The following is a 22,890-nucleotide window of genomic DNA, read 5'->3' on the forward strand; positions in this document are numbered from 1 at the left end:
TTTGTTAGAAAGGAAGTATCGTATGAACGAACGAATAAAAAATAAATTAGCACTGCTTCCTGATCAACCTGGTTGTTATTTAATGAAAGATAAAAACGGCACGATTATCTATGTTGGGAAAGCCAAAATTTTGAAAAACCGTGTCCGGTCTTATTTTCGTGGTAGCCATGATACTAAGACAGAACGATTAGTCAGTGAAATCGATGATTTTGAATATATTGTGACAGAATCGAATATTGAAGCACTTTTATTAGAAATTAATTTAATCCATAAAAATAATCCCAAATATAACATCATGTTAAAAGACGATAAAACCTATCCTTTTATCAAAATCACAAACGAAAAATATCCTCGTTTAATGATTACTCGAAAGGTTTTAAAAGACAAAGCGTTATATTTTGGCCCATATCCAGATGTAAATGCAGCGAATGAAACAAAGAAACTGTTAGATCGGCTTTTTCCTTTGCGAAAATGTAATCCGTCGCAAAAAACACCTTGTTTGTATTATCATTTAGGACAATGTCTGTGTCCCTATGCTTTTGATGTGGATCCGCAAGTCTACAAAGATATGGTGGAAGAGATTAAAGGGTTTCTCTCTGGTGGACATACAGAAATTCAGGACCGCTTACAAGAAAAAATGGCTTATGCAGCTGCACATATGGAATTTGAAAAAGCTGCAGAATTTCGCGATCAAATTAAAGCGATTGAAACAGTTATGACCCGCCAAAAAATGACGAATGTAGATTTAATTGATCGTGATGTGTTTGGTTATGCTGTTGATAAAGGCTGGATGTGTGTCCAAGTATTCTTTGTCAGACAAGGAAAATTAATCGAACGTGATGTATCGATTTTTCCATTTTATGATGATGCCAGTGAAGCATTTTTAACTTTTATTGGACAATTTTATCAAGAGAATGAGCATTTTGTGCCAAAAGAAGTCTTGATTCCTGATGACATTGATAAAGAAAGCGTTGAAGCTTTATTAGCTACGAAAATCTTGCAGCCGCAACGGGGAGAAAAGAAAAAACTGGTTAAATTAGCCAGTAAAAATGCTGCAGTTGCTTTAAATGAAAAATTCGATTTGATTGTACGGAAACAAGAACGAACAATTGGTGCAGTTGAAAAATTAGGCAATGCGATGAACATACCTGCGCCCATTCGAATTGAAGCATTTGATAATTCAAATATTATGGGAACCAACCCTGTTTCTGCGATGGTTGTGTTTATTGACGGACGGCCAGCTAAAAATGAGTATCGAAAATATAAAATAAAAACTGTGCAAGGTCCTGATGATTACGCTTCTATGAGAGAAGTCATTTATCGCAGATATTCACGAGTTTTAAAAGAAGGCTTGCCTTTTCCTGATTTAATTTTAATCGATGGTGGTAAAGGTCAAGTCGATGTTGCTAAAGATGTGTTAGCCAATCAACTAGGAGTCGATATTCCTGTAGCTGGATTAGCCAAGAACGACAAGCACAAAACGAGTGAACTTTTATTTGGTCCAAACTTAGAAGTTGTACCATTGGAAAGAAACTCACAAGAATTTTTCTTGTTGCAACGAATCCAAGATGAAGTCCATCGTTTCGCCATCACATTCCATCGTCAATTACGTAGTAAAAATAGTTTTGCTTCCAAATTAGATAACATTGAAGGCTTGGGACCGAAACGCAAAAAAAATCTTTTAAAAGAATTTAAATCGCTTAAAAATATTACGGCAGCCAGTGTTGAAGAATTAAGAAAAGCTGGGTTACCTGAAACTGTCGCAAAGAATGTGTATCGTCATTTACACCAAGAAACAACCTCTGAGATAGAAAAATAAATGAAAATGAACCAGACCAATTAGGTGCTTTTCCTAATTTGTCTGGTTTTTTTATTCAATTTTTTCATGAAAAGTTGAACTCTCAAGAAAATATGATAACGATTTCTTTCGTGATATACTAAAACTAACTTAAAAGAGAGGACGTCTGATCATGAAAATACTAACACCCGTTTATCAAATAAAATTTAAAAAAGTACCAAATCAATTACTGATTGATGAGCGTTTGATGAATGAATTGGGTACGTGGTTGAATCGTACAGGTCGAATTTGGGCCTGTCAATCATCAAAATCGGCAAAGGAATTTAAAAATACATTTTATGAAAGCACAGGCTTGACCGCAAATGAAGTGCATATTTCTGCCGAGACGGATGGCCTTTTTCGTTTAGCAGAAAATAAAGCGTCTGATTAAAGTGCAACATCTTTCCATAACAATTGTCATTGACAAGCCAACACAGGAAAGATACGATATGAGTAACTAAACAGCGGTTTAGAAAAAGTGAAGGGGGCGTTTATGTGTTAGAGGTAAAAGAGTTAGTCAAAACCTTTGGGGATTTTAAAGCAGTTGATCATGTATCCTTTACGATACCGGACGGGAAAATTTTAGGATTAATTGGCCAAAATGGTGCCGGGAAAACAACTACGTTTCGCTTGATTTTAAATTTTTTAACACAAGATAGCGGGTCAGTTTTATGGAATGGTCAACCATTAAACGAAAAAGAGTACAATATTATTGGTTATTTACCAGAAGAACGGGGTTTATATCCTAAAATTACGATTGAAGACCAACTAATTTATTTCGCTTCGTTGCGGGGAAAAACTAAAAAAGAAATTGAACCTAAAATTGACTTTTGGATGGAAAAATTTCAAGTTAAAGGCAAAAAAACGGATAAAGTTAAATCTTTATCAAAAGGAAATCAACAAAAAGTTCAATTGATTGCGACACTTATTCATGAACCGAAGTTAATTATTTTAGACGAACCATTCAGTGGCTTGGATCCAGTTAATGCAGAATTATTAAAAGACGGCATTATTGAATTGAAAAATCAAGGTTCTTGTGTCATTTTTTCCAGTCATAATATGGACAATGTGGAGAAAATCTGTGACCATTTAGTCATGTTAAAAAATGGACGCATGGTTTTAGATGGTCAGGTTCATGAAATTCGACAACAATTTGGTCGAACAAAATTATTTTTAGAATCACCGTTATCTGTTGAGGAAGTTGCTGCTACAGCAGGTGTGAAAGAAGCGCACTTGCGACAAGATGGCGTCTTAGAAGCAACATTAGAAAATGCTGAAGTGGGCAAAGTGTTGTTTGATAAAGCGACAGCCAACGGCTACATTCCAATGTTTAATCAACAACCACCAACATTGGAAGAAATTTTCAAAATGAAAGTAGGTGGGCAAGATGAGTAAATTTTGGATTATTGCGACTGATGTCTATAAGAAAAATGTGAAGTCGCTGTCTTTCTTAATCATGATTTTAGCGCCATTTCTTCTTGTAGGAATTGTTTACTTAGCGGGCTCTCTAGCTAGCGGTTTTTCAGGAGATACTACCATTGGTCTGGTTTCGGAAAATCAAGCGCTCGTTAAAGAGTTGACAAAGAATAAAACAGAGGACTTTTCTTTCAAAGCTGTTTCTTCTGAGAAAAAGGCCCAAGAACAATTAAAAGACGAGAAAATTGATGCCTATTTACTTTTGGACACTACAGATAATCAGATTTCTGGTCAGCTTTACTCTGAACGCTCTTTAGGAAATGCAACCGAGATGCTAATTCCTCAAATGTTAAACCAATTACAAACAATGGCGAATGCCAATCGTTTAAACCTAATAGCTGAGCAAGTTGCCATGTTGAATCAACAAGCAACATTTAAAAAAGCCAAAATTAGTTTTGATGAAAATGGCAAAATAAAAACAGGAGAAGATAACACAGGGATTCAAATGGCGTTAGCAATGGGGATAACAATTTTGTTATTTGTCTTCATCAGCAGTTATTCTTCAATTATTGCCCAAGAGATTGCTTCTGAAAAAGGCACTAGAATCATGGAAGTTATTCTCTCTAGTACAAAAGCGCAAACCCATTTTTATGGCAAATTAACTGGGGTTATTCTAGTAGCTTTAACACAAATTTTCATTTACGGAGTGGCGTTTGTTCTCGGCTATTCTCAATTGAAAAATCTTGATTTTATGAAAAGTCTATTAAGTGGTATTTCACCACAAAGTATTTTTTCATCAACCTTTATTTTTACATTAGGCTTTTTCATTATTGGTATTCTCGTTTTTGCTGTTTTGGCAGCACTTTGTGGTTCTCTTGTTTCCAAACCAGAGGATACAGCAAAAGCAGTTCAGCCCATCATGTATATTGGTTTAATCGGTTATATGATTGGTATTACGTTTGGAACGAATGATCCACAAAATATCGTGGTGAAAGTAACTTCCTTTATTCCACTGATTTCGTCATATATCATGCCAGTACGCTTGGCGACCGAAACGGCATCAACAATGGAAGCAATTGTCTCATTAGTGATTTTGGCAGTCTTTGGAATCATTTTAACAATCTTCTCTGCTCGTTTATACAAATCAAACGTTCTTGTATACAGCGAAGGCGGCATGATTCAATCCTTAAAACAGTCAATTTCTATTTTAAAAAATGAACAAAAGCATAAATAATTTTTGTTTAACTCTAAAAGGACCCGGTAAATCAGTCAAAGTGACTGATCTGCCGGGTCTTTTTTAGGTACCGTTCGTCGTTCAACTAGACGAACGGTTAATTTTTTTTCAGGAATATTCGTCTGATTTAATTGGTTGTATAGGTAAATAAATGAGTTTTCGGCTTGATACTGAATGGCATAATCAACAGTCGTAATATGCATCAACTCACTGACATAACTATTATCAAAGCCAATGACAGCGACATCGCGAGGAACGGCATAATTTAGATTTTCAAGTTCTGAAATAAACTCAGCTGCTACGTGATCATTATAAAAGGCCAAAGCTTCTGGCTTGTCGGTTAATTGTTGCCAGTAATGGGCAATTTTGCGACCAGAATGGTTAGTATACTGATCATTAATCAGCCACTCAGCTTGCCAAGGTGCCTGAGTGTTTTCATAAAAATCTTTCATTGCACGTTTTCGTGCGTGCGTGTTTAAATTTTCGGGATTACCGAGGACATGACCAATTTTTTGGTATCCTTGTTGTTGTAAATATTCTAAGGAACGATAATAACCAGAGTAATGATCAATGTAGGAAGAATATATATTGGGTGAATCGATACGATGCCAGGTTGCTAAAGGGCCATACGCGCTGTAAGGCTCAATCACCGACCATTCATTTGTTCGTGTCAATAAAAACAAGCCATCTAATTGTTTGTATTTTAATTGGTTCAAGGCATCAATTTCTTTCTGCTGATCGCCATCTGTAAAAAATAAGGTTACGGAATAATTGTATTTTTTGGCAATTGAAATAAAGCGATTCAAGAAAATGCCTAAGGAACCTAAATAGCTAGGGGCTAAAAAGCCAATGGTTTTTGTGGCACCTGCTCGTAAATTCCGCGCCACATAATTCGGGGTATAATTTAATTCTTTCATTGCTTTGAGAATTTTTTCTTGACTATCGGCACTCACATATCCTTTTCCAGAAATTAAGCGAGAAACAGTCGATTTCGAGACACCGGCAACTTTTGCTACATCAATGATAGACGTCATTTTTTACCTCCAAAGTGGAATGTATTCTTATAAGAAGTATAGCATACATTTTTTTGAAAATAGTGCTTGACATGGGAACATTCCCATAATTTATCCTAAAGATGTAAACGATAACAATTTAATCAAGGAGGAAGAAGACGGATGACAAGAGGAGCATTAAAAATTGCAACAATTGGTGGCGGTTCTAGTTATACACCTGAATTAATTGAAGGATATATTAAAAGAAAAGATGAACTGCCAATTAAGGAAATTTGGTTAGTCGATATTGAAGCTGGTAAAGAAAAATTGGAAATCGTTGGGGCAATGGCGAAGCGCATGATTAAAGCTGCTGGTTTAGATTGGGAAGTTCATTTAACATTGGACCGTGAAGCAGCCTTAAAAGGGGCGGATTTTGTTTCAACACAGTTCCGTGTAGGATTATTAGATGCTCGCATTAAAGATGAACGGATTCCTTTGTCCCATGGGGTATTAGGCCAAGAAACAAATGGCGCGGGAGGAATGTTTAAAGCATTTCGAACAATTCCTGTCATTTTAGCTATTATTGACGATATGAAACGTCTTTGCCCAGATGCTTGGTTAGTGAATTTTACTAATCCAGCTGGAATGGTTACGGAAGCTGCAATTAAACATGGCGGTTGGAAAAAAACAGTTGGCTTATGTAATGTGCCGATTGGTCATAGAAAACAAGCGGCCGAAATGCTGGGAATTCCAGAAGAAGACTTATTCTTTAAATTTGCTGGAATTAATCATTTCCATTGGCACCGCGTTTGGGACAAAGAAGGACAAGAGCGAACACAAGAACTCATTGATTTAATTTACGGGCCTAAGCAAGAGCAAGAAAGTCATTTGAAAAATATTTTTGATGCGCCGTTCCATTATGAACAGTTAAAAGATTTAGGAATGTTACCATGTGGTTATCATCGCTATTATTATATTGAAGATGAGATGTTGAAGCATTCCATCGAAGAGTATGAACGGGGCGAAACAAGAGCACAAGTGGTTAAAGAAACGGAAGGTCGTCTGTTTGAATTGTATAAAGACCCCAAACTAGATTACAAACCAAAAGAATTAGAAGAACGGGGCGGCACACACTATAGCGATGCAGCTTGTGAAATGATTGCATCAATTTATAATGATAAACGAACGGATATGGTTGTTTCTACTGAAAATAATGGGACAATTACTGATTTACCGTATGATTGTGTTGTAGAAGTATCTGGACCTGTGACAGCACATGGACATGAACCTTACAACTGGGGGGCCTTTCCGCCAGCAGCACGAGGAATTATTCAAAATATGAAAGCTATGGAAGAAACGGTTATTCGAGCAGCCATCAATGGTGATTACGGCGCAGCATTGCATGCTTTCACTATTAATCCATTAGTTCCTGGCGGCGTCATGGCGAAGACCTTGTTGGACGAATTATTAATTGCCCACAAAGCGTATTTACCGAATTTTGCAGATGCGATTAATAAAATTGAAGAAACACAACCAGAAACAGTCACATATGTGGCCGAATTAATGAAAAGTAATTAAAAAATATCGCACGCTAAAGATTCGTTTAGTGTGCGATACTTTTTTTAGAATAGGAAGCAAAGGATTCCGTTTTTTTCTTGACAGTAAAATGATAGGTTTGTTGCCGGAACAGCCACTGAATACCAGAGTAAATTAAAATTTCAGCAATAATAAATGTCGAAAGTTTCTGTGCGGAAAGGAATAATAGCGTTAAAATTAAAAATAAGACGACACAGGTATAAAAAACGTGTTGCAATTTTTTAGAATTGATAATCGTGATTTCTTTGGTATCTTCAGTAACTTCAATGCGCCGATAAAACTGGAACCAGCCTTCATAGAACGTTAAAACATCCCCAGGATCAGCCTCAATTTCAATAGGTACATTAGTAAAAAGTTTCCCTTGATGCACACCATTTTTATAAAATGTAAAATAGCGTAACGCGCCCCAAGCTGATGTTTTTCGTGTCAATGTAATCTTCATGGTTTTCACCTCCGTCTTTATTTTGCCATAGTTTCGGTAAAATTGTATCCTACTAAAGTCGGATTCTCTGATTTTAGGGTCAGAATTGACAGATTACCCGATGTTGCGCAAGCAAAACAAAAGCGAAAAATTATTTTTCCTACTAATAATCAGTTCTCTTTATACAATCCATATCCAATTAGAATTGAAAATTTAACTTTCGCTTATGAGAATCGAACAATTCTTAACCAAGTGAACGTTCAAATTCCTTTAAACGAAAAAATAGCACTTTGTGGAAAAAATGGTGCTGGGAAGAGTACCTTCCTTCAACAAATTGAAGCTCGTCACCCAGCCATTTACTTTTCTCCCAAAGTCCGGTTAGGAACATATCATCAATTAGATTATCGATTAAAAAATGATGAACCACTGTTGACTTATTTATTGAAGCGGACAAATTATTCTGAAAAGGTTGTGCGTTCACTTTTATATCGGCTAGGTTTTCAACAAGAAAATTTACAGACAAAGATATCTTCTCTAAGTGGTGGCGAAGCCATAAAAATTACTTTGGCGCAATTATTTATAGAACCAAATAATATCATCTTATTGGATGAACCCACCAATTTTCTTGATTTAGAGACAATCCAAGCACTTGAAGAATTTATAAGTGCCTATCAAGGAACAGTAATTTTCACCTCGCATGATGAAACGTTTGTGGAAAAAGTAGCCACCCGCACTATTTATTTAGAAAACGGGAAAATTATTGATAAATAAAAAAAGTAAACAAAAAGTCGCTATTTTAGCGACTTTTTGTTTAGACTTCTTCAATTGGTAAATAGGTGTATTCTGCAATTTCTGCGGCATGGGAGCCAGCAACATGTCCAGTGACAAATGCAGCTGTAACATTGTAGCCTCCAGTATAGCCATTAATATCTAAAAGTTCACCAGCAAAAAATAAACCATTGACTAATTTGCTCTCCATTGTTTTAGGGGTCACTTCTTTGAGGGAAATCCCACCGCCTGTGACAAAAGATTTTTCCAAAGGCAATGTTTTCGTAACAGTGAACTGAAAGTCTTTCAGTAGTTCCACAAAGGAAAGACGTTGCTTTTCTGTTAGTTGTTTGGCAGGCACTTCTTCAATTGCTAGTTTCTCTAGATAAAAAGTGAGCAGCCGTTCTGGTACTAAAGAATGAAAGGCATTTTTTGCCACTTTATTTGGCTGTTCCTCAATCATGTAATCAACGTTTTTCAGCACTTCTTCAAAAGATTTTGTCGGAAACACATCCAAGGCTACCGTGACAGGTTGATTGCCGTTGCGAGTTAATTCTTGGTTAATAAAACTAGAACAGCGGAGCGCGGCAGGTCCTGAAATGCCAAAATGTGTAAACAGCATATCCATTTGATGATTAACTAAAGGTTTTCCTTTTTGGTTCAAAACAGTTAAATTAACATCTTGTAAAGAGAGACCTTGCAACGTTTTATCAAGGATAAAAGGTTCTTCAGAAATAATAGGCGATTCGGTAGGGTAGAGCGGGCTGATGGTATGCCCCATTTTTTTGGCTAGTTTATAGCCATCACCAGTTGCTCCTGTGGAAGGATAAGTGCGGCCGCCAGTTGTTAATACAACACACGGTGCATAAATTTTTTCCAGTTCGGTTTCAACGCCAATTATTTGATCGTCTTTTCGTAGTAATTTTGTGACCTGTGTTTTTGTAAAAACAGTGACTCCTAATTCGTTAATGCGGTTAAATAGCGCATCAACAATTGACTTCGATTTATCTGTGACAGGGAACATGCGTCCGTGATCTTCTTCTTTTAAGTGAATACCATTGGATTCAAAAAAGTTCATGATATCATAGTTATCAAATTGTGAAAATGCGCTGTATAAAAATTTTCCATTCCCAGGAATAAATGAAATGATTTCTTCTGCGGGCCGATTATTAGTTACATTACAGCGGCCGCCACCAGTCATTAATAATTTTTTCCCAACACGGCGATTTTTTTCAATCAATAATACTTGAGCGCCTGCTTCTGCGGCCGCAATCGTGGCCATCATACCGCTCGTCCCAGCACCGACAATAATTACATCAAATTTCTTCATAGTTCTCCTCCAATTCAATAGGTAGTGTACCATAATTACGGGATTTTTTCTGGATTTAAGGAAAAAAATAAATAAAACTAAGGAACCAGCTAATTGAAAATTTACTAACTGGCTCCTTAGTTTTATAAGAACTCGTTTACAATTTTTATTATTTTTTCTGAATGATTAGACACATCTAATGGTGATTCGATTGAAATTAATTCTTTTAATCCGTTGTTTAGTTCTATTTTCATACCATTATTATTCATGTAAAATCTTAAAATCCATTTTCTGATATTATTATCTAGGAGTACATTAAAGTAACTTTTATTATCTCGGTAAAATATCCTATCCAACACTACTGTATCTTTTAAAATGAGTTTAGAAATTGTGTAAACTTCTAATTCTTCAGGAGTAGTAACTATATTATTCTCGATTTCATCTTCAGGCTGTTCAGACAAATCATCTTCTTTGTCCGAAACAGAAGTATTTAATGCAGCACTTAACTTTTCATTTACTTTTTCATTGATAAATTGATTTATTCCTTTTTTTATTATAGGTGTAAACTTATCTAATGTTTGTTTAGTTTTTACTCCGCCATAAATTTCTCCAACAAAATATTTTACAAAATCTTCTGAAGGGTCTAAAAGCTGATCTGATAAGAAAGCTTTAAATTTATTTAAATATTTCAATTCAGAAGCGCTACTTGTAATTTTATCAATATCAAATGTGTCTTTATGGAATTTAGCAATTTCTGGTATTTGTGTATCCTTCAAATTAGTTATATCAATAGTTAAAAATGGAGAGACGTCCATTTTGTTGGGTTCTTCCAAATCGGTAAAAAATTTATATTCTTTACCATTTGTTAATATTCCAAATTTTGATGTCGTAGTCCCAAAATATCTAAATAATTGAGAATCATGTTTTGTTAATTGCTCGTTGACAGATTTTGCTTCAATTAACATAGTAGGAATACTATCAATTACTATCGCATAATCTACTTTTTCCCCTTTCTTAATCCCTACATCAGCAGTAAATTCTGGAACGAATTCCAAAGGATTAAAAATGTCATAACCCAGTATTTGAAAGAAGGGCATAATTAAAGAAGTTTTGGTTGCTTCTTCGGTAGCAATATTTTCCTTTAATTTTGTTACTCTTTTACCTAACGATTTTAAATCATCTTTAAATTTTTCCATTTCCATAAATATTCCTCTTTTCTTTAAATACATCTTGATGTATAAGAGTGTATTTAATGCAAAATATCAACAAATTTTTATCTTTGCTTACTAATTTTATATTACATACTTTACAAAAATATGTCAACGCTTTCATTAGCGCAATAAAAATGCAAAAAAGAAATAAATAAAAAAATAAACGTTTGACTATGGTAATTTTTGAATTTTCAGTTAAAATAAACCTATAACAATGAGAGGATGATTAAATGGACGCAAAACAATATGTTAAAAATATTCAAGAAAAGATTCACCAATTAGACCAAGGTCAAACAGAATATTTACAAGCAGTCGATGAGTTTTTACCAACCGTAGAAGGTTTTTTAGAAAAAAATCCTCAATACATTGAAGCAAATGTTTTAGGTGTCTTGATTGAACCTGAACGTATTTTTCAATTTCGTGTGCCGTGGCAAGATGACCAGGGCAATTGGCATGTGAACAGAGGCTATCGTGTCCAATATAATTCAGCGATTGGGCCATACAAAGGTGGTTTGCGGTTTCATCCAAGTGTGAATTTAAGTGTGATGAAGTTTTTGGCCTTTGAACAAATTTTTAAAAATAGTTTAACTGGTTTGCCAATCGGTGGCGGCAAAGGCGGTAGTGATTTTGATCCAAAAGGTAAGTCAAATGCTGAAGTGATGCGCTTTTGTCAAAGTTTCATGACCGAACTTCAAAAACATATTGGTCCAAGTACAGATGTTCCAGCAGGCGATATTGGCGTAGGCGCTCGTGAAATTGGTTATTTGTTTGGCATGTATAAACGCTTGCGCAACTATGATGCAGGAGTGTTGACTGGAAAACCTTTAGGATACTGGGGAAGCCAAGCAAGAACAGAAGCGACGGGTTATGGAACGGTTTATTTTGTTAAACATTTATTAGCAGATAAAAACGATACGTTTGAAGGCAAAAAAGTCGCTGTTTCTGGTAGCGGGAATGTCGCAATTTATGCCATGGAAAAAGCAACTGAGCTAGGCGCCACAGTAATCACATGTTCCGATTCGTCTGGTTTTGTTTATGATCCAGAAGGAATTGATGTGGCGTTAGTAAAAGAACTAAAAGAAAAAAATCGTGAACGCATTTCAAAATATGTTGAAACACGTAAAGGCGCAACTTATTATGATAAAGAATCTGTTTGGGATTTCGAAACAGCGTATGACATTGCGTTACCATGTGCAACACAAAATGAAATCAACGAAAAGCAAGCCGCTATTTTAGTGAAAAACGGAGTGAAAGTCGTGGCAGAAGGCGCAAATATGCCTTGTACACTAGAAGCAGTCGCCGTTTTTGCTAAATCAGCTGTAATTTATTGTCCAGGCAAAGCCGCTAATGCTGGTGGTGTTGCGGTTTCTGCATTAGAGATGAGCCAAAATGCTGAACGTTTAGCTTGGTCCTTTGAAAAAGTTGACGGTATGCTAGATCAAATTATGCAAAACATTTATGAGACTTGTCGTGATACAGCTAACGAATATCAGGCACGAGATAACTTTGTTTTAGGTGCGAATATTGCTGGCTTTGAAAAAGTAGCGGCAGCGATGCTAAGTCAAGGACTCGTTTAATAACAAAAAATGCTAGGATTTCCTAGCATTTTTTCTTGGTTTGTTTGATTAAGAGAATAAATATCTCTAATTAAATAGTTAAAATTAAACAATTGGTCTATCCAAAAGAATTTGCTTGAAAAAATGTCTAAAAACACGTAAAGTATACATGTAGTAAGTTTACTTTCGAGGAGGAAAAGGAATGTCACACATTCAATTAGATTATTCCAAATTAGCACCATTTGTTGCTGACCATGAATTGGAATACATGCAAACACAAGTCACTGCAGTGGACAAAGCATTACGTGAAGGTACAGGAGCTGGTAATGATTTTACTGGCTGGATTGATTTACCAGAAAACTATGACAAAGAAGAATTCGCGCGCATTAAAAAAGCAGCAGCAAAAATTCAATCTGACTCTGAGGTATTAGTAGTCATTGGTATCGGTGGTTCATATTTAGGTGCCCGTGCAGCAATTGAATTTTTGACACATTCATTTAATAATCTATTATCAAAAGAAGAACGGAAAGCGCCACAAATCTTCTTTGCTGGAAATAGCATCAGCTCAACTTATTTAGCTGATTTAATCAATGTGATTGGTGATCGTGATTTTTCTGTCAACGTTATTTCAAAATCTGGAACTACGACAGAACCAGCGATTGCTTTCCGCGTCTTTAAAGAGTTATTAATTAATAAATATGGCAAAGAAGAAGCCAATAAACGTATTTATGCGACAACTGACCGTGCTAAAGGAGCAGTAAAAGTTGAAGCCGATGCGGAAGGTTGGGAAACATTTGTGATTCCTGATGATGTGGGCGGCCGTTTCACTGTTTTAACGCCAGTAGGTCTTTTACCAATCGCTGTTAGCGGTGCGGATATTGATCGTTTAATGGAAGGTGCAAATGATGCCCGTAAAGAATACGGCGCAACGAGCGACTTAAAAGAAAACCAAGCCTATCAATATGCTGCGTTACGTAACATTTTATATCGTAAAGGTAAAACAACTGAAATGTTAATTAACTATGAGCCTGGTATGCACTATTTCTCTGAATGGTGGAAACAATTATATGGTGAATCAGAAGGAAAAGATGGCAAAGGTATTTTCCCAGCAGCCGCAGACTTTTCAACTGACTTACATTCTATGGGTCAATATGTTCAAGAGGGTATGCGTAACTTATTTGAAACAGTGGTTAAAATTGAAAATCCACGCCATAGCATTTCAATTCCAGAACAAAATGAAGATCTAGATGGCTTAGGCTATTTACAAGGAAAAGAAATTGACTTCGTCAATACAAAAGCGTTCGAAGGTACGTTGCTTGCTCACACAGATGGTGGTGTGCCAAACATGATCGTTAAAGTGCCAACAATGGATGCTTATTCATTAGGTTATGTTATGTACTTCTTCGAAATTGCGGTGGGCATCTCAGGTTACTTAAATGGGGTTAATCCATTTGACCAACCAGGTGTTGAAGCTTACAAACGCAACATGTTCGCTTTATTAGGTAAACCAGGTTTTGAAGAATTAGCAAAAGATCTAAATGCACGTCTATAATTTGTAAATAACAGAAGAAAAGAGCCAGAAACACTTACGTTTCTGGCTCTTTTCTTCTGTTTAAATTATTTTTCCAATGGTTCGTTCCATTTTTTAGGACTCCAAATGGTTCCTTCCAATGCAACTTGAAGACTTTCATTATCATCTTCTAATTGTTCAATATATTTGATGGTTTCCTCGATAATAAAAGAATTGGGTTCTTCGCTGATTGACTGAAGTTGTTCTGCTAACCATGTATTTCTCATTTTTCTTCACCTCAAAATGTAGTCTATCATAGGTGAGCTTTTTAGTAATGAAACTTGCTTATTGGTTTTCCTTTAAAATAGCATAAATTCGTTCAATATCCGCTTGGGTACCTCTTAATTCATAATCAGCTAAGAAGGGGAAGTTAAATTGTTCCGCATACTGTTTAGCTGTCAGGCAGTATTGGTGGTTAAAGTTTTTATTGCCGCTGCCCACCACGCCAGAGCAATAACGATAATTATTTTCAAAAGCAAGATATTCTCGCATGACTTCTGTTAAAATTTCGGTATTGCCGTTGTTGATGCCATCGCCACCATCTAAATAGGTAGGCACAAAGGTAAAAAATGGTTCTGTTTCTACTTCTAACGGAGAATTTTCCGAAATTTCTTTGAAAGTAATCGTAGGATTTTTTTCGTTGTGCTGATGTTGCTCTTCAGCATAAGCTGTTAAACGTTGAACAAATGAGCGTGTATTACCAGAGATTGAAATATATCGTATATTCATCAGAGATCCCTCCAAATAAATTTAATTGTTTACGTAAGTATAGCACATCTATGTGAAAAAAATTCAAGATCAATAATTATAAAGCGAAAAAAATAATGCCTTTTTATTACCTATTATAAAAGTGAAAATTTGTTATTTTAATTCATTTGGGTAAGTATTGAATTTTGCGAAAAACTTTGCTAAGATGGTAGAGTATTGAATAAAGAATGGTTGGGCGAAAGCTTCAAGGATTCAGTTCTTCAAGGGGTGAGAAGAACAATTTTTGAGTTTGCGCCTTTTTGCATACCTAAAACAAAAGGGCTGAGCGTATCTCTATTTCGCTAGTCCTTTTTCTTATATGCTAAAGGTGTAAAAACTAAGGAGGTGGAGACAATGGTACAAGAAGTACTAGAACAAATCAAGGCAGCGGAAGATGCGGTGGAAGAGCATCGGCAACAAGCTAAGATGAATTGTCGTTTATATGAAGAACAGAAGCAAGAACGTTTAGCTGAACTACGTCAAGAGAGTGAAGAAGCTGTTGAAAAAGTGCTGACGGATTCACTAGCAACGCAAGAAAAGATGTTACAACTTGAAAAAGAACAACTTTTAGATGAAACAAAGCGCACTGAACAAGCGCTTCACGAACGTTACGAAGCGAACAAAGAACAAGTCATTGATTCAATTATTGAGAGGGTGAAAGACGTTTATGGCAGTTAGTAAAATGGAAAAAATGACAATAATTGCCGCTGCCGAAAAAGAAGCAGCAATTCTGCAAGCCATTCAAGGCTTGCAAATTGTCGAAGTAAAACGGATTTTTCATTCGCCTGAAGAAGAACAAGCCTTAAAGAGTCAATATTCTTTTTTACAAGCAGAACAGTCAACTGAACAGCTACGTAAATATGAAACGATGCTACAACAATTGCAAGAGCTTCTTTTATTTTTGACACGCTCTTCAGGAAAAGGGTTAAAGATAAAAAGAAAAGTCTATACTTTGGAAGAGTTGGAACAAACCTTTGATGAAGAAACATTACAAAGCTATTTGACGGAATTAAAGAATATTCAAGAATCTTTGAAACAAATTCAAACGGATCGTCAAGGATTAGAAACCGAAGAAGAATTATTAGGCCGCTGGCAATATCTGGATGTTCTACCGCACAAACAGCAGTTAAAAAGTAGTTATGTCGTTCATGGTTCGATAAATCTAGCCAATAAAGCCAGTTTCTTGAGCGCGTTGTCTCAATGGCCAACGGTTTATTTTGAAGAAATTTATCAAAGTATGCATCATAGTTACTTTACACTCGTTTACCTGAAGGAACATCAGCAGAGTGTAACCGAGTTATTAAACCAATATAGTTTTGAACCACTCCAATACCGTTATGATGTTCCGCCTAAAGAGGCATATCAACAAGTCAAAGAACGATATGAAATTTTACAAAAAGAAGAAAAAAACTTAAAGCAACAACTGGCTTCTTATCATGATTTTTATGAAACGTTTTGCTTGGCTGAAGAAGTCTTATTGGCGGTTATCCAAAGAGAACAAGCACGTCAACATTTGTTAAATGCTTCATCATTTTTCATCTTGCAAACGTGGATTCCAGTCGAAGAAAAAGCCGATATTTTGACAGCGATTGAAGAAAAAGTTCCTAAGGACGAAATAGCTCTTACTTTTGAAAATCCTACGAAGGCGGAAATTGAGACGGATATACCGGTTAAACTAGCGAATAATAAACTGGTGCAGCCGTTTGAAATGTTAACAGAGATGTATAGCTTACCAAAATATGAAGAAGTTGATCCGACACCTGCGATGATGCCGTTTTATCTAGTCTTTTTTGGCATGATGGTAGCGGATATTGGCTATGGCTTACTGATGCTGCTCTTGTCTATTATTGCTTTGAAAGCATTTGTTTTACCGAGAGGCATGAAACGTTTTGCCGACTTTTTCTTGATTTTATCATTTCCAACAATTATTTGGGGCTTCATTTACGGTTCGTTTTTCGGTGCAGCATTACCGCCAACAATGTTTGGAATCAAATCACCATTTCCGATTTTATCAACGACCGAAGATGTAAATACGATTCTTATTTTATCGGTTATTTTTGGGTTTATTCAATTGGTTGTCGGTTTAATGATTAATGGGATTCAGTTATCAAAACAAAAGCGCTATTTAGATAGTATTAACGAAAGTTACGCTTGGTTAGGGATTTTGTTTGGTTTAGCATTGTTAGTCGTTGGTAAATTAGTGGTTAAAAATGAAGGCTTATTTACAGCAGGTGCAATTTTAGCTAGCCTTTCTGCCATTGCAATTATTGTGATTCCAATGATTCAATCGAAGGCCAAATTAAAAGGTTTAGCCAAAGGACTGTATGGACTATACGGTGTGACAGGTTATGTCGGTGATTTAGTTAGTTATACACGTTTGATGGCGTTAGGAATTGCTGGGGGAAGTATTGCTTCAGCGTTTAATATGCTCGTAGAGTTCATGCCGCCAGTTGCCCGTTTTAGCGTGGGCATCTTGCTGTTAATTGTTTTACATGCGTTAAACATATTCTTATCGTTATTAGGTGCTTATGTTCACGGCGCACGTTTGCAATATGTTGAGTTCTTTGGAAAATTTTACACAGGCGGTGGCCGGGCGTTTAATCCGCTAAAAACAAAAGAAAAGTATGTCAATGTTGAGAAAAAATAGAAAATTATTTATTGGAGGAAAATAGAGATGATGGATTACTTAATTAATAATAATGGTGGAATTGTTTTTGCAGTATTAGGAATGGCGATGGCGACAATTTTTGCTGGGATTGGATCAGCCAAAGGGGTTGGCTTTACTGGGGAAGCAGCAGCAGCTTTAACGACGGAGCAGCCAGAAAAATTTGGTCAAGCGTTAATTTTACAGTTATTACCAGGTACACAAGGACTATACGGTTTCGTTATTGCTTTCTTAATTTATATTAACTTAGGAAACGATATGAGTATGGTTCAAGGGTTGAACTATTTTGTAGCAGCTTTACCAATTGCTTTTGCAGGATTGTTCTCTGGGATTGCCCAAGGTCGTGTAGCCGCTGCGGGGATCCAAATTTTAGCGAAGAAACCAGAACATGCAACAAAAGGAATTATCTATGCTGCCATGGTTGAAACTTATGCCATCTTAGGGTTTGTAATTTCCTTCTTACTTGTATTGAACGTCAAATAATTGAGGAGGCAGATGGATGGATGCCATTGAAAAAATCATCAGTGAAATTAAGCAGCAAGGAAAGCAAGAAGTCGAAGCCTATGTCACCAGTGAACAAACGCGCATCGATCAAGAATTCCAAGCAGCACAACAAGAAATTTTGCTGAAGCAAGAACATGAAATAGAAAAACGACAACAACAATTATTAAAAGAATTTAAACAACGCCAACAACGGCAAACTCTAGAAATTCGTCAGGATGCATTAAATAAAAAACAAGCATATCTTAACCAATTATTTGACGAAGTGGTCTTAAAGATGAGTGAATGGTCAGCGGAAGAATTTCAACAATTCATGAAAGCACAATTAGGTTCACTTGAATTAACAGGAAAAGCAACCATTCTTTTAGGCGAGTATTCTCAAACGAAAGTGACGCAAGAATGGCTGACCGCCCTTTCTGATGCTACTGTTCAATGGGAGCTTTCAGAGGAAGTTGTTCCAAAAGAAAGTGGCTTTATCGTTGCAAAAGACGGTTTGGATTATAATTTTCTCTTTTCAGCATTAGTTGAAGAGATTCAAAAAACAGAAGGCTTTAAAGTAGCAGAAAAACTTTTCAGTTAAGAAGGGAGGACGTAGCATGAGAAAACCAACGTATCATCAAATTAATCCGCTGATTCGTTTAAAAGAAACGGAGCTGCTTTCTGAGCAACAGTTTCAACAACTTTTAGAAGCGGAAACAGTTGAAGACGTTAAAAATATGTTAAAAAGTACGGTTTATCAACCTTATTTAACCGAAACTTTTGAAGAAAAATTTGACTACCATTCTTCTGAAGCGCTGGGAAGTCTTTATCGCTGGTTATATGAAATGGCTCCAGAACCAGCTGTAGTAACGTTGTATACGATGCGTTTTACCTTCCATAACTTGAAAATTTTGACGAAAGCTGAGCGAACAGGTAAAGATTTTGATTATCTTTATTTAGAAGATGGTCGTTATTCTCTAAACACAGTCAAAAGTGCCATTCATACAAAAAACTCTTCCGAACTTGAACCAGCATTATTAGAAGTGATCCGTGATGTTTTTGCCTATCTGGAAGAAGGCGGTTTGCCGCAAGCAATTGATATCCTTTATGATCGAGCATTTTTACAGCAACAGCGAAAATTAGCGGATGAATTGGGGTATGAAGAGTTAACGAAGGAAGTCATCGCTTTTATTGATTTAACTAATCTATCAACGATGGCTAGAGGGATTGTTCAACATCAAAACAGCAACTTTTTATCAACCGTGATTTCTAGCGCTGGCAGTCTCTCAAAGAAAGAGCTGTTGACCTATGCGGAAAAGTCACTTGTAGAATTTACAGCATTTGTCAGAACAACGAATTACGGACAACTATTAGAAAAGATTATCAATAAAGAAACCAATGAATTAAATTTATTGGCTTTTGAAAAACTCAAAGATGATTACCTGACCTCAATGTATGAAAACGGTCGGACGGTTGCTTTTGGGCCGCTCCCATTACTAGCCTTTTTGAATGCGAAAGAAGTTGAATGGAAAAATTTGCGTTTAATTTTGGTCGGAAAACATAGTGGGTTTTCAAATGAAAAAATTCGAGAAAGGATGCGAAAAGTCAATGGGGTATAAAATTGGTGTCATTGGAGACAAAAATTCAATCTTACCATTTAAACTGTTTGGCTTTGAGGTCCATCATGCCATTTCAGAAATGCAAGTTAGAGAAGCCATTGAAACTATGGCGAAAAATAAGTTTGGGGTCATTTTCATAACGGAAGAAGCCTCTACTTTAGCAGAAGAAACGATTGAACGATACAAAGAACAAGTGACACCAGCGATTATTTTGATCCCAAGTCATAATGGTACAATCGGAATCGGTTTAAGTGAGATTGAAAAAAATGTTGAAAAAGCAATTGGACAAAATATTTTATAATGCAAAGGAGAATGAGCGTGCAAATTGGAAAAATTGTCAAAGTTTCAGGTCCTTTGATTTTAGCTGAAAACATGTCAGATGCTAGTATCCAAGACATTTGTCATGTAGGAGATTTAGGCGTTATCGGAGAGATTATTGAAATGCGAGGCGACGTCGCTTCGATTCAAGTATATGAAGAAACAACAGGCATTGGACCAGGAGAACCAGTTATTTCAACAGGAGAACCATTATCTGTTGAATTAGCCCCAGGTTTAATTGCCGAAATGTTTGATGGTATTCAACGACCATTGGATACATTTCAAGAAGTAACCCACAGTAACTTTTTAGGCCGTGGCGTTAAAATTGATGCATTAGATCGTGAGAAAAAATGGACGTTTGAACCGACTGTGGCAGTTGGTGAAGAAGTGTCGGCAGGTGACATCGTCGGTGTGGTTCAAGAAACACCGATTATTCAACATAAAATTATGGTGCCTTTCGGCGTTTCAGGAACGATTGTCGAAATTAAAGCAGGTGACTTTGCCATTGATGAAACAGTTTACTCAGTGAAAACGGCTAAAGGAACGGAAAGTTTTAGCATGATGCAAAAATGGCCCGTTCGGCGGGGACGTCCCATTTTAGAAAAACTAAGTCCCAAAGTACCGATGGTGACCGGACAACGCGTAATTGATACCTTTTTCCCAATTACGAAAGGCGGAGCGGCAGCAGTTCCAGGACCATTTGGCGCTGGAAAAACAGTCGTTCAGCACCAAATTGCCAAGTGGGCCGATGTCGATTTAGTCGTTTACGTTGGTTGTGGAGAACGCGGGAATGAAATGACAGATGTTTTAAATGAATTTCCAGAATTAATTGATCCAACAACTGGTGAGTCTTTGATGAATCGGACGATTTTAATTGCGAATACGTCAAATATGCCGGTAGCGGCACGGGAAGCCTCGATTTATACAGGGATTACCATTGCAGAATATTTCCGTGATATGGGTTACTCAGTCGCAATTATGGCGGATTCTACTTCTCGTTGGGCAGAAGCGTTACGAGAAATGAGTGGTCGGTTAGAAGAAATGCCTGGTGATGAAGGCTATCCAGCCTATTTAGGTAGTCGCTTAGCTGAATATTATGAACGAGCAGGACAAGTCATCGCGTTAGGAAAAGATCATCGTGAAGGAAGCATTACGGCGATTAGTGCGGTTTCGCCATCTGGTGGGGACATATCAGAACCTGTCACACAAAATACGTTACGCGTTGTTAAAGTATTCTGGGGCTTAGATTCTCAATTAGCACAAAAACGTCATTTTCCTTCTATTAACTGGTTGCAAAGTTATTCTCTTTACTCCACAGAAGTAGGGCAATATTTAGACTTGGAATTGCAAGGAAACTGGGCCGCTATGGTAGCTGAAGGGATGCGGATTTTACAAGAGGAATCTCAATTGGAAGAAATTGTTCGTTTGGTTGGGATTGATTCCTTGTCGGATAAAGACCGTTTAACGTTGGAAACAGCCAAATCATTACGGGAAGACTATTTGCAACAAAATGCTTTTGATGACGTGGATACGTTCACTTCTCGAACCAAACAAGCGAAAATGTTGCAATTGATTCTAACTTTTGGTAAAGAAGGTCAAAAAGCCTTAAGTTTAGGCACTTATTTCTCTGAGTTAATGGCGGGAACAGTTGAAATCCGTGATCGCATTGCTCGTAGCAAGTATTTACCAGAAGAAGAATTAGAAAAATTGGATCGTTTACAAGCAGAAATTAAAACAACGATAAAAGAAATCATTGCTGAAGGAGGAATGACGAATGATTAAAGAATATCGCACAATCAATGAAGTCGTTGGTCCTCTGATGATTGTTGAAAAAGTGGCAGGCGTAAAGTACGAAGAATTAATTGAAGTACGCATGCAAAATGGCGAAATTCGCCAAGGGCAAGTTTTAGAAATCAATGGAGATAAAGCGATGGTCCAAATTTTTGAAGGAACGAGTAACATCAATATTCGTGATTCAAAAGTTCGCTTTCTGGGACATCCTTTAGAATTAGGGGTTTCGCCAGATATGATGGGGCGCGTTTTTGACGGCTTAGGTCGCTTAAAAGATAATGGACCAGAATTATTACCTGAGAAAAAATTAGATATTAACGGCGAAGTTATCAATCCAGTTGCTCGTGATTATCCCGATGAGTTCATCCAAACAGGGATTTCAGCGATTGACCATTTAAATACCTTAGTTCGTGGTCAAAAATTACCTGTTTTTTCAGCTTCTGGCTTACCTCATAAAGAATTAGCAGCACAAATTGCCAGACAAGCCAACGTGTTAAATAGTGAAGAAGAATTTGCCGTAGTTTTTGCGGCCATTGGGATTACCTTTGAAGAAGCGGAATATTTTATGGAAGATTTCCGTCAAACAGGCGCAATTGATCGTTCAGTCTTGTTTATGAACTTAGCGAATGATCCAGCCATTGAACGGATTGCAACGCCTAGAATGGCTTTGACAGCCGCTGAATATTTAGCTTATGAAAAGGGCATGCATGTCTTAGTTATCATGACGGATATGACCAATTATTGCGAAGCGTTACGGGAAATTTCAGCAGCACGCCGTGAAGTTCCAGGACGTCGTGGTTACCCAGGTTATCTTTACACGAACTTAGCAACGTTGTATGAACGGGCAGGACGAATTCGTGGCTCAAAAGGTTCCGTAACACAGATTCCTATTTTAACAATGCCAGAGGAGGATAAAACACATCCAATTCCCGATTTAACTGGCTATATTACAGAAGGGCAAATTATCTTGTCCCGGGAACTATATAAGAGCGGTATCCAACCACCAATTGATGTCTTGCCATCACTTTCCCGTCTTAAAGACAAAGGAACTGGTGAAGGCAAAACGCGCGGGGATCATGCAGCGACGATGAATCAATTGTTCTCAGCCTATGCACAAGGGAAACAAGCCAAAGAATTAGCTGTCATTTTAGGAGAATCAGCTCTTTCCGATGTCGATAAAATTTACGCAGCTTTTGCCCAACGTTTTGAAGAAGAATATGTCAATCAAGGATTCGATACAAACCGTTCGATTGAAGAAACGTTAGATCTTGGGTGGGAACTATTAAGTATGCTACCGAGAACAGAACTAAAACGAATTAAAGAGGATATGCTCGATCAATATTTAACTGAAGGGAAGTAG

21 protein-coding genes, 1 pseudogene and 1 other annotated feature are annotated in these 22,890 nt (G+C 36.8%); of the genes and pseudogenes, 16 read left to right on the plus strand and 6 right to left on the minus strand.

What is annotated here, in order from left to right:
* The first annotated feature begins 22 nt into the window (after nt 1-22).
* The 4 genes from uvrC to AB1I62_RS06950 all read left to right on the plus strand — a co-directional run bounded on the left by uvrC (nt 23) and on the right by AB1I62_RS06950 (nt 4,487).
* The gene (uvrC, locus tag AB1I62_RS06935) at nt 23-1,819 is read left to right on the plus strand and encodes an excinuclease ABC subunit UvrC (protein ID WP_002366633.1); all 1,797 of its coding nucleotides are present in this window, start codon (nt 23-25) and stop codon (nt 1,817-1,819) included.
* A 151-nt stretch (nt 1,820-1,970) separates the two neighbouring features.
* The gene (locus tag AB1I62_RS06940) at nt 1,971-2,228 is read left to right on the plus strand and encodes a DUF3884 family protein (protein WP_002369461.1); all 258 of its coding nucleotides are present in this window, start codon (nt 1,971-1,973) and stop codon (nt 2,226-2,228) included.
* A 104-nt stretch (nt 2,229-2,332) separates the two neighbouring features.
* On the plus strand, nt 2,333-3,232 hold the full coding sequence (locus AB1I62_RS06945; protein WP_002357699.1) for an ABC transporter ATP-binding protein: 900 nt from the start codon (nt 2,333-2,335) through the stop codon (nt 3,230-3,232).
* A complete protein-coding gene (locus AB1I62_RS06950) occupies nt 3,225-4,487 on the plus strand; it encodes an ABC transporter permease (RefSeq protein ID WP_104859315.1) in 1,263 nt (420 codons plus the stop codon). Before AB1I62_RS06945 ends, AB1I62_RS06950 begins: the two co-directional genes overlap by 8 nt.
* Before the next feature lie 35 nt (nt 4,488-4,522).
* Here the strand turns inward: AB1I62_RS06950 and AB1I62_RS06955 are convergent, their stop codons facing one another.
* Entirely contained in the window at nt 4,523-5,521 is a 999-nt protein-coding gene (locus AB1I62_RS06955; protein ID WP_002363900.1) for a LacI family DNA-binding transcriptional regulator, read from the minus strand.
* A 141-nt stretch (nt 5,522-5,662) separates the two neighbouring features.
* Here AB1I62_RS06955 and AB1I62_RS06960 point away from each other — a divergent pair, with 141 nt between their 5' ends.
* Nucleotides 5,663-7,057 carry a 6-phospho-beta-glucosidase gene (locus AB1I62_RS06960; RefSeq protein ID WP_367019139.1) on the plus strand — a complete coding sequence of 465 codons (1,395 nt, stop codon included), beginning with the start codon at nt 5,663-5,665 and terminating at the stop codon, nt 7,055-7,057.
* Nucleotides 7,058-7,082: 25 nt separating this feature from the next.
* On the opposite strand, the gene AB1I62_RS06965 is transcribed toward AB1I62_RS06960, so the two are convergent.
* The gene (locus AB1I62_RS06965) at nt 7,083-7,589 is read right to left on the minus strand and encodes a hypothetical protein (protein ID WP_002357693.1); all 507 of its coding nucleotides are present in this window, start codon (nt 7,587-7,589) and stop codon (nt 7,083-7,085) included.
* A 9-nt stretch (nt 7,590-7,598) separates the two neighbouring features.
* On the opposite strand from AB1I62_RS06965, the pseudogene AB1I62_RS06970 reads away from it, so the two are divergent.
* Nucleotides 7,599-8,267: pseudogene (locus AB1I62_RS06970) on the plus strand (ATP-binding cassette domain-containing protein); the annotation flags it as partial.
* A gap of 40 nt (nt 8,268-8,307) precedes the next feature.
* Here AB1I62_RS06970 and AB1I62_RS06975 read toward each other — a convergent pair.
* Both AB1I62_RS06975 and AB1I62_RS06980 read right to left on the minus strand, forming a co-directional pair.
* Nucleotides 8,308-9,594 (minus strand): NAD(P)/FAD-dependent oxidoreductase, encoded by a 1,287-nt coding sequence (locus AB1I62_RS06975; protein WP_002374922.1) that lies wholly within the window; start codon nt 9,592-9,594, stop codon nt 8,308-8,310.
* A 122-nt stretch (nt 9,595-9,716) separates the two neighbouring features.
* Complete coding sequence (locus tag AB1I62_RS06980; protein ID WP_002357690.1) at nt 9,717-10,775, minus strand: type I restriction endonuclease; 1,059 nt, start codon at nt 10,773-10,775, stop codon at nt 9,717-9,719.
* Nucleotides 10,776-11,014: 239 nt separating this feature from the next.
* Between AB1I62_RS06980 and gdhA the strand changes: the two genes are divergently transcribed.
* Entirely contained in the window at nt 11,015-12,361 is a 1,347-nt protein-coding gene (gene gdhA / locus AB1I62_RS06985) for an NADP-specific glutamate dehydrogenase (protein WP_002357689.1), read from the plus strand.
* A gap of 181 nt (nt 12,362-12,542) precedes the next feature.
* Nucleotides 12,543-13,892, plus strand: a complete 1,350-nt coding sequence (locus tag AB1I62_RS06990; protein WP_002357685.1) for a glucose-6-phosphate isomerase — start codon at nt 12,543-12,545, stop codon at nt 13,890-13,892.
* A 65-nt stretch (nt 13,893-13,957) separates the two neighbouring features.
* Here AB1I62_RS06990 and AB1I62_RS06995 read toward each other — a convergent pair whose 3' ends face one another.
* Nucleotides 13,958-14,137, minus strand: a complete 180-nt coding sequence (locus AB1I62_RS06995) for a hypothetical protein (RefSeq protein ID WP_002357684.1) — start codon at nt 14,135-14,137, stop codon at nt 13,958-13,960.
* Nucleotides 14,138-14,195: 58 nt separating this feature from the next.
* Nucleotides 14,196-14,639, minus strand: coding sequence for a class Ib ribonucleoside-diphosphate reductase assembly flavoprotein NrdI (gene nrdI, locus AB1I62_RS07000; protein ID WP_104859456.1), 444 nt, complete (start codon nt 14,637-14,639; stop codon nt 14,196-14,198).
* Between the two features lie 208 nt (nt 14,640-14,847).
* Nucleotides 14,848-14,895: a sequence feature (sodium ion sensor (DUF1646 type); this cis-regulatory element may regulate processes involved in with the transportation of sodium ions), on the plus strand.
* A 116-nt stretch (nt 14,896-15,011) separates the two neighbouring features.
* Between nrdI and AB1I62_RS07005 the strand changes: the two genes are divergently transcribed.
* From AB1I62_RS07005 to AB1I62_RS07040, 8 genes are read left to right on the plus strand one after another with little or no spacing between them, the layout of a single operon-like run.
* Nucleotides 15,012-15,335, plus strand: coding sequence for a V-type ATPase subunit F (locus AB1I62_RS07005; protein WP_002381927.1), 324 nt, complete (start codon nt 15,012-15,014; stop codon nt 15,333-15,335).
* Nucleotides 15,325-17,304 (plus strand): V-type ATP synthase subunit I, encoded by a 1,980-nt coding sequence (locus tag AB1I62_RS07010; RefSeq protein ID WP_104859457.1) that lies wholly within the window; start codon nt 15,325-15,327, stop codon nt 17,302-17,304. Before AB1I62_RS07005 ends, AB1I62_RS07010 begins: the two co-directional genes overlap by 11 nt.
* 27 nt (nt 17,305-17,331) lie before the next feature.
* Nucleotides 17,332-17,805, plus strand: coding sequence for a V-type ATP synthase subunit K (locus tag AB1I62_RS07015; RefSeq protein ID WP_002363905.1), 474 nt, complete (start codon nt 17,332-17,334; stop codon nt 17,803-17,805).
* Between the two features lie 16 nt (nt 17,806-17,821).
* Nucleotides 17,822-18,403, plus strand: a complete 582-nt coding sequence (locus AB1I62_RS07020; protein WP_002365627.1) for a V-type ATP synthase subunit E — start codon at nt 17,822-17,824, stop codon at nt 18,401-18,403.
* 16 nt (nt 18,404-18,419) lie between these two features.
* Nucleotides 18,420-19,421 carry a V-type ATPase subunit gene (locus AB1I62_RS07025; protein ID WP_002369446.1) on the plus strand — a complete coding sequence of 334 codons (1,002 nt, stop codon included), beginning with the start codon at nt 18,420-18,422 and terminating at the stop codon, nt 19,419-19,421.
* A complete protein-coding gene (locus AB1I62_RS07030; RefSeq protein WP_002357676.1) occupies nt 19,411-19,722 on the plus strand; it encodes a V-type ATP synthase subunit F in 312 nt (103 codons plus the stop codon). The genes AB1I62_RS07025 and AB1I62_RS07030 overlap by 11 nt, the downstream gene beginning before the upstream one ends.
* 17 nt (nt 19,723-19,739) lie before the next feature.
* On the plus strand, nt 19,740-21,521 hold the full coding sequence (locus AB1I62_RS07035) for a V-type ATP synthase subunit A (RefSeq protein WP_048737245.1): 1,782 nt from the start codon (nt 19,740-19,742) through the stop codon (nt 21,519-21,521).
* A complete protein-coding gene (locus AB1I62_RS07040) occupies nt 21,514-22,890 on the plus strand; it encodes a V-type ATP synthase subunit B (RefSeq protein WP_002357674.1) in 1,377 nt (458 codons plus the stop codon). The genes AB1I62_RS07035 and AB1I62_RS07040 overlap by 8 nt, the downstream gene beginning before the upstream one ends.

It is taken from the genome of Enterococcus sp. AN402 (genome assembly GCF_040719405.1).
GTDB classification, from domain to species: domain Bacteria; phylum Bacillota; class Bacilli; order Lactobacillales; family Enterococcaceae; genus Enterococcus; species Enterococcus faecalis.